Annotated in this window: 8 protein-coding genes; 5 read left to right on the top strand and 3 right to left on the bottom strand. The window is 38.9% G+C overall.

What is annotated here, in order from left to right; all coding sequences use genetic code 11:
• Positions 1 to 139: 139 nt before the first annotated feature.
• Complete coding sequence (locus IQ264_RS07830) at positions 140 to 712, bottom strand: hypothetical protein (protein ID WP_193980197.1); 573 nt, start codon at positions 710 to 712, stop codon at positions 140 to 142.
• A gap of 296 nt (positions 713 to 1,008) precedes the next feature.
• Here IQ264_RS07830 and IQ264_RS07825 point away from each other — a divergent pair, with 296 nt between their 5' ends.
• The 5 genes from IQ264_RS07825 to IQ264_RS07805 all read left to right on the top strand — a co-directional run bounded on the left by IQ264_RS07825 (position 1,009) and on the right by IQ264_RS07805 (position 5,870).
• A complete protein-coding gene (locus IQ264_RS07825) occupies positions 1,009 to 1,425 on the top strand; it encodes a helix-turn-helix domain-containing protein (protein ID WP_193980196.1) in 417 nt (138 codons plus the stop codon).
• A gap of 407 nt (positions 1,426 to 1,832) precedes the next feature.
• Positions 1,833 to 2,033 (top strand): hypothetical protein, encoded by a 201-nt coding sequence (locus IQ264_RS07820; protein ID WP_193980195.1) that lies wholly within the window; start codon positions 1,833 to 1,835, stop codon positions 2,031 to 2,033.
• Positions 2,034 to 2,338: 305 nt separating this feature from the next.
• Positions 2,339 to 2,665 (top strand): hypothetical protein, encoded by a 327-nt coding sequence (locus tag IQ264_RS07815; RefSeq protein WP_193980194.1) that lies wholly within the window; start codon positions 2,339 to 2,341, stop codon positions 2,663 to 2,665.
• Positions 2,666 to 3,393: 728 nt separating this feature from the next.
• The gene (locus tag IQ264_RS07810; protein WP_193980193.1) at positions 3,394 to 4,521 is read left to right on the top strand and encodes a site-specific integrase; all 1,128 of its coding nucleotides are present in this window, start codon (positions 3,394 to 3,396) and stop codon (positions 4,519 to 4,521) included.
• A 143-nt stretch (positions 4,522 to 4,664) separates the two neighbouring features.
• The gene (locus IQ264_RS07805) at positions 4,665 to 5,870 is read left to right on the top strand and encodes a glutathione S-transferase family protein (protein WP_193980192.1); all 1,206 of its coding nucleotides are present in this window, start codon (positions 4,665 to 4,667) and stop codon (positions 5,868 to 5,870) included.
• A 16-nt stretch (positions 5,871 to 5,886) separates the two neighbouring features.
• On the opposite strand, the gene IQ264_RS07800 is transcribed toward IQ264_RS07805, so the two are convergent.
• Together IQ264_RS07800 and IQ264_RS07795 are read right to left on the bottom strand one after the other, a co-directional pair.
• Positions 5,887 to 7,503: a serine hydrolase domain-containing protein gene (locus IQ264_RS07800; protein ID WP_193980191.1), complete on the bottom strand. Its 1,617-nt coding sequence runs from the start codon at positions 7,501 to 7,503 to the stop codon at positions 5,887 to 5,889.
• Positions 7,496 to 7,861, bottom strand: coding sequence for a hypothetical protein (locus IQ264_RS07795; RefSeq protein WP_193980190.1), 366 nt, complete (start codon positions 7,859 to 7,861; stop codon positions 7,496 to 7,498). Before IQ264_RS07795 ends, IQ264_RS07800 begins: the two co-directional genes overlap by 8 nt.
• Between the last annotated feature and the right edge of the window lie 49 nt (positions 7,862 to 7,910).

Genomic DNA, 7,910 nt, shown 5'->3' with positions numbered 1-7,910 from the left:
CGTTTAACAACTCTAATTTTAAAATGAAGAATCCTTCTTTTTCATAAGCAGTGAAAACTGTAACGTTTGGTAAGTTTAATAAGGTATCTAGATGAAAATCCATCGTCCTTTTCGGGTAAAATGTAGTGCTAACTACATTTTACCCCATGATGCCGGAAGACCCAGCTAACTCTGCGATCGCCTTAAGTTTTTGCGATTTGGTTAACTGTTTAGTTTTATAAACTTTCAATGTTTTAATTAACTCAGAGCCTCGCAGAACAAAAGGTTCTTTCCAAGGTTCTGTCTGTTGGGCTGCGTATGTAGCAAATATGACATGGAGCCTTGCTGCCATCACCCCATATCGATCAAGAATTTCATCTTCAGCTTGAGATGCTATTGATTCTGGTTGATTTGCCAGTTTGTTGAGTATGTAAAACTCTATGAAGCGTCCTTTACCAAAAGGCTTTTGAAAATAAAGACGATCTGGAGCGTACTCACTCCAATCTGGAGATTTAAGAAACGCTTGGCTGGCGCTAATGATAGGTGCTCCTGTGGCTGTCATCTCGTAGGGTCTGCTTCCAAACAACGGTGGTTGGGTTAGAGGTAGATTTTTGGTTTGGTGAACTCGGTTGGGGGTGTTATCCGAATCCGATACTTCTAATCCTCTAAATTTTAATTTTGACGCACCTTGGGTGACGCTTGCATTCCCTAGAGTAGTTTCCTGTTCAGCCATCAATTTTTTCCTCCTCTAGATGGCTGTTTGTTTATGTATGGTATAGAATCAGCTTTAACTGTACGGTTGTTTTGTTTTTCTCTCCTTGTGCCTATGAATTTAAGCGGTACAATGGGAGGGTACATCTGCTCTAGAGCAAAATGTAAAAGTGACATTTTAGTGTGACATCCTGACATTCATAACTTTCTAAAGATGACATTTACTAGATGTCAATGTCAATTATGTGGGAAATTTTGGCAAGCGCCGAGTAGTCGCTCTGGCGAGCTAGGGTTTTTGGGAAGAATGGAGTATAAAAGATGCAGGTAAGTACAACACCTAAATTAAAGTTGGCTAAATTAGTTAAAGAACTGCGAGGGGAGAAAAGTCAGCGCAACTTTGCCAAGCTATTGGGTGTCAGCTACTATGCTGTTCAGACTTGGGAAAAGCAGGCAGCTTTACCGGATGAAAAGAATCTACAAAAACTAGCTGACTTAAAAGGTTGGACACTATTACAACTGCAAATTTACTTGCAGGACTCAGAAAAAAACAATGTGGCGATAACCGATCGCACGGATGACTCAAGCTGGTTGGAAAACGTAAGAAATGGACAGCCAACACAAGCATTGCGTTGGTCTATAGACGATCTAATTGCAGAGGTGAGAACATTGCCGTTTGACGCAGCGGCTAAGGTGGCTCAAGTAGCATTAGAGACGATGACTGTTAAGGGGTCTTAATTAAAAAATGTCGAGCTTTAACTACACAATAGACATAAGAATCAAAAATATTTAAAGAAGCAAAAGATTTTTTTAAGGGTAATAAATTCATTTTTTCATTAGTTGTATTAGGTCTAGTTGAGAAGAGTAGACCTACTTTTTTTGACAACTCTGAGTTAAACCCGTACTTATTAAGGTAAGGAATTGACCGAGAGTTGTCCTCTCTTCAGCAACTTCTCTGCTATATTTTTCATCTTATCTGCGAAAATAGGACGTATCTCTAAAATTTTAGTGTCGGTTCGCGCATAAGTTGAAAAAGGGGCAACGGCAGATATACCCTTTAAGCCACCTTATTCGCAGATAAGTTGAAAAAAAGACTGCTTATTTGCACATAAATTGAAAAAAGTGATGCCAATTTGCAGGTGGTAATGCGACCCATAAATACAATCCTAATAGACCAACCACCTGCGATCGCAAGTCAGGGTTTGACTGTCGGAGGCTGGATTGATAATCACACCTGCTGCGGTAAATACAACTCTAAACATCCAGATCAACAAAGGATAGGATCGCACAATCAGCCGACTGGAAGTTTACTGAACAATTTGCATTGTGAGGTTTCTCAGCAGTAACTCTACAGTTAAAGTTCCTATAGGCGCTACTCCATTCTGCAAACGGTCTACGGACTTTACTTCTACTCTTTTTCAACTTATCTGCAACATTTTTTCAACTTGTCTGCTACTTTTTCATCTACTCTGCATCATTTTTCACTTTGTCTGCGAACCGACAGCGAACCGACACATTAGTTAAATTATCTATATTTATGTATATACTTAAACAAGCTATTTTATAGATTTTGTATATAAAGTAACTTTATTATCTATACGATGCTAGATGGATATCTGGAAAATAAACAAGGACTAGAGGTATATAGGCAATGAAGCAGAAGAAGTTAGCGACATTTCGGATAGATGCTGATGAATGGGTTGCTTTTCAGGAGTGGGCAAGGCGTAGCGGCACAAATGCTTCAGCAATACTTGTTAACTATATTGAGGAATGTCTAGAGCGGACACCGACAAGGTTTTCTCACTTCCCCATTGAACGAATGAATAAAAATATAGATAAACGCCTAGATAATATAGAAGAAAGGCTCAAACTTCTCGAAACATCTCTTGAGGCACGTATTCAAAAGGAAGTCCAACAACAGATAGCTATCTCTAATCAAGAATTTATGCAAAAACATAAAATTAATGAAGTTTCATAAATTAAGATTTTTCAGTTTCTTCTCGCCAAACAATGTTTTTTTGGTTTTATTCTGGGAAAACTGATTTTATTTAATTTATTATTAGCTCCATTATTAGTGATAAAACTTGCATTTATAAAGTAAAACTTATCAGGTAAAATTGCCATTTTTTGTCAATACATTTGAGATATTTTCTGTTAATTATTTTTAATAAAGTTTAATAGCAAATTAATCAAGAACTTCATTTAGCATACATTGTAATTATTATTACAAACAAAATCAAAATTGCTAAAACAATGAAAATATTTAAAAATTTTTAATTGAGTAATAAAGTAATATCTAAATTCTAATTTATCAGATTTATAGACTATAAAAATTATTTGTTATCTTGATAAAAACTAATAATCAATTTAACACTTTAAGTATAAAATAAAACCAAACATTTTTAAAGCTTAAGTATAAGAGCGTGATTAATTTAGGGAAAAAACTAGGGAAGTAATTGAGAGAGGATATGAGCGTGTTTTTCAAATTGGGTGGTGTATTCTTTTAAGGGGAATAATTTTTGCCTCCTTAAGAGATGGAAGAAAGCAAAAATGACTACCTGTAATAGCTCACAGGTAATCATTTTTACTCCCATTTCTCCAAATTCAATCAGTGAATGACTTGCAAAAATTCCTCTTTTTTAGCCCGTTAAACCATCAATTCAAGATAAAAGTAAAATTTTATACTGTTATATTTTCAGTAAACAAATGACAACAACAAAATTCGATAGTCAATTATTAATAGTTAATCAAAGGCTGAAGGCTGGTAAGATTGGGGTCACGATTCAGCAAAAAGGGAATCGATTATATTTACGAGGAACTTTACCACCTCGTCCAGGGAGTGAGAAAACTAAACCATATCAACAAGAAATTGCTTTGGGGATAGAGGCAACTATTGAAGGCATTAAAACAGCAGAAAAAGCAGCGCGTCAGGTAGGGGGATTGTTGGCAATAGGAGACTTTGATTGGCATCCTTATTTACGGCATAATCCAACAGGTAATGAGTTGAAGACGATCGCCGATTACATCCAAGCTTTAAAAGCAGATTACTTTATGCGGCGGTCGAAAACTCCCAAGTCACTTTCTACCTGGCAAACTAACTACGAAGAAGTTTTTAGCCGCTTACCGCCAGACGAGTTACTATCAAAAGAAATCCTAATTTGTGCAATTAAAGCGACAAATCCAGATACAAGAATGCGGCAAAAAACTTGTTTAGCGTTGGCTAAATTAGTGGAAATAGCTAACTTTAATTTCGATGTGAAAAGGTTTAGCGGAAATTATTCACCGACGAAAGTAAGTAAACGAGAGCTACCAAGTGATGAAGCAATAGCAGTTTGGAGAAACAAAATTACTAATCCGCAATGGCAGTGGTGTTTTGGGATGTTGGCAACTTATGGACTACGACCCCATGAAGTGTTTAATTTGGATTTAGAACATTTTTCCACACAAGCAGGGGTATTGCGGGTGATGGAGGGTAAAACTGGAGAAAGAAGAGTTTGGCCTTTGCACCCTGAATGGGTGGAGTATTGGCAGCTAATGGATGTGAAAGTTCCAGTTTGTACAGGGAGGAACAATAAGGAGTTGGGGCAAAGAGTGTCGCAGTATTTCCGTCGCCAGGGAATGGAGTTCCGTCCTTATGATTTGCGTCATGCTTGGGCAATCAGGAGTATGGAGTATGGACTGGAGGTGTCGTTAGCAGCGAAGCAAATGGGGCATTCGGTAGCGATACATATTCAAACTTATCATGCTTGGTTGGATGAACATCATCAGCAGCAAGCTTTTGAACGATTATTGAATAATCCAAAGCGACCTGTTGCTCCTGTTCATCAGCTATAGATAATCTAGACGCATATCTAGATTCTTGGCAGACGAGAACAGCTAGTCAAGAACTTTACATTTCTTTACACAGAGTCAGTTGTATGGATATGATCGATCCAGTTTTGGCTCGATAGTAAATTACCTGATAACCATAACCTTCCATGAGCGTCACTCGATTAAGCTGGACAGAACTAGAAACCCTGGCAAACTATGAAATCGATAGGGTTAATGGCCCAACCAATGCTCAAGCTGATTTGCGTTTATTTGGAAAGAGTGAATCAGATGTGCGAGTGACATTGTACCGAGATCGTCATGCTTGGTGTCCCTATTGTCAGAAAGTCTGGCTGTGGCTGGAGGAAAAGCAGATTCCCTACCGGATTAAAAAAGTGACGATGTTTTGCTATGGGGAGAAAGAAAGTTGGTACAAACGTATAGTGCCATCAGGGATGTTACCAGCACTTGAGCTAGACGGGCGCTTGATTACGGAAAGTGATGACATTTTGCTGGCGCTGGAACGAACATTTGGTACTTTAGGTTACGGGTTGGAAGACGATCGGGTTATCCCACTGCGGCGGCTAGAGCGACTGTTGTTTAGAGCTTGGTGTTCTTGGCTTTGCTACAAGGCTAGGTCGAGTGGGGACGATCAGCGTCAGCGCGACCAATTTAAAGCAGTGGTAGGAAAGGTTGAGGAAGCTTTAGGTAGCACTTTTGGTGCTTATTTTCTCGATCGATTTAGCACTGTTGATGTAATTTTTACGCCCTTTTTAGAACGAATGAATGCCAGTCTTTTTTATTACAAAGGCTATTCTTTAAGAGAGGAAAACCCGCGTTTGGCAGATTGGTTTGCGGCGATGGAAAGTCGTGAGACTTATCGTGGCACTCAAAGTGATTTTCATACCCATGCTCATGATTTGCCACCACAGTTGGGTGGTTGTTGGTCAAATGGGGAACCGCAAACGAAAAGCAATCAGTTACAGGTAGATAATGGGCCTTGGTTTGGGTTGCCTGACGTGGCTTATCCAGAACCGGAAACCTCACGCGCTGAAGCTTTGCAACGGGTACTTAAGCATCGGGCCAATATTATTAAAGTGAATCCGTCTGACGAGCGGTTGTTTGAAGAAGCTTTGGGTTGTGCTTTAACTTATATGATGACTGGGGAGGTTTGTGTACCACCGCCTGGTTCTGATGTGGCTTTGCGGTATTTGCGCTCGCGCATTAGTGTGCCTAGAGATATGTCTATCTACGCTGCTAAACGCTTGAGAGAAGCGTTGGAGACAACAGCTGCTTTGGTAGGAAATGGTCAAGGTACTCCGATTCCAATTAATCATCGGCGGGATCAAGACCCGGCTAATTTTGGCAAGAAATAATGATTAATGTTAGTTTTCAGAGGAAAGTACGATAATAATCACAACCGGAAATAGTAGCACGTAATGCGCGATCGCTAATTATACTATCAAATTTGATTCTTTCCGGGGAACAGTGGTCTTCTCCAATTCGGAAAACATCGTTTCCTTGCGGTACTAATACTTCTCCATCTCCCCAAACTGGGTAGATTATCCACAACTTATCCTGACGTAAAATAATCCGAAAATTGGAGTACCAGGGATTATGAGAACGGTAATGTCCTGGATAAGCTAACCATTCGGGGGGATAGTTAAAAGTCTTGGTCTCGGTGTAGCGATCGCTCGCATACCACTGCTCTCCATAAAACACTTCTATTACTTGATTATCCGACCGTTTAAAAGTTAAAAGAAAAAGCGCAAAGTCGGGATGATTAACATAAAAACTATCCCCATAACGCCGTTCTAAAATAATATGTTTATCCCGGTATTTTAAAATTAAATGTTGATTTTGAGCAATAAAAGTAAGTTGTTTGTTATCTCCCAAGTAAGTACCTACATAATCATTAGCATTCTCAATTACTGTCGGATGATTAATTGCAGGTAATGAAGGTAATTCTTTGTCGGAAAGTTCAGCTGTAATTAACTGGAGTGCTACTTTAGATATTTCCCCAGGATTCCCTGGTCTGTTGCACAAGACAACAACTCCCAATCCATTATCTAAATCGAGCATAATATTGGAAAGATGACCGATCGTTCCCCCATGATGAAGGATGTAATTCTGGTTATTAAATTTCTCGATCGCTAAACCATATCCATAAAAAACTTCTTCAGTTTGATTAACTTTAATTACTGACTGAACCATCAAATTAAAACTATCTTCCGAGATAATTTGCCCTGACGATGTACATCCTTTATTTAATAAAAAGCGCAGGTAAGTTGCCATATCCGCAGGTGTAGAAGCAATACTGCCATCACCAGCACCATATTCCAACCAAGGTGCTGGTACAAGGGGGTAATTATGCGAGTAAGGACGGTCATCATAAAAGCGTTGATAACCAACAGCTAATCGGTTTCTTATAGCATTGGTAATCACAGGTTCAGTATTAATCATACCTACAGGTTGAAGAATCCGTTGTCGCAAAATTTCTGCGTAACTTTGACCGATTAAATGTTCTAAAACCCAACCAAGAGCTTTATAACCCACATTAGAATAATGGAAATATTCTCCCGGTGGTGAAGTAACTTCTGTTTCTGCTAAAGCGACAACTTCATAATGAGAATTAGGTGTAAAGTCTCTACCAGTAATAATACCCGCAGTATGGGAAAGTAAATGATGAATAGTAATCGGTTCGTAAATAGATTTTACTCCAAACCAAGGTAGGTATTGAGTGACGGGTGCGTGTAAGTCTAATTGTCCGGCTTCGTAAAGTTGAAGTAAGGCGATGCTAGTAAAAGATTTGCTAATTGAGGCAATAGGAAATAAAGTTTCGGGAGTGACAGGAACATCAGCAGCGATGTCGGCTTTACCATAAGTAGAAATATGTAACAATTGTTTTCGGTCTGTAATCGCAATAGCTAGACCTGGAGTATGATACTCCTGCATTTTTTGACCGATGAAATGGTCGAGTTGATGGAGTGCTTTGTGAAACTTATTCATTATTATCACTCCTTCTTTGTAATCTATCTAAATATTCCATTAGCAATAGGGTAGGGATGGATGAGATTACCTCATCGCCGTCTCGGTAGCGAAACATCTTGGGAATACAACCAACTTCTATGGTAGCTGCTATATTTTCATAGCGTGGAGTGTAGTCAATTGTGCAGTAAATTTGATTTTCTTGGCAACCAGCCAGTACAGCTGCAATAATATTTCCGTGACTAACAGGTTGGTCAGTGATGGTCAGCCAATGATCTAAATAGCGTACCTCAAAATGTATATCATCTTGTTGGCGACAACGTTGAGGTTCAAGAGTTGCCCACTGGAAAAGTAAGGAATGCAAGTCTGGGTTAGACATCTGTAATTGAGTTATATTTATAGTATAAGTGTACTATAGAAGATTTTTC

Source organism: [Phormidium] sp. LEGE 05292 (assembly GCF_015207735.1).
Taxonomy (GTDB): domain Bacteria; phylum Cyanobacteriota; class Cyanobacteriia; order Cyanobacteriales; family Aerosakkonemataceae; genus Floridanema.
This window is presented reverse-complemented; position numbering and strand designations above follow the sequence as displayed.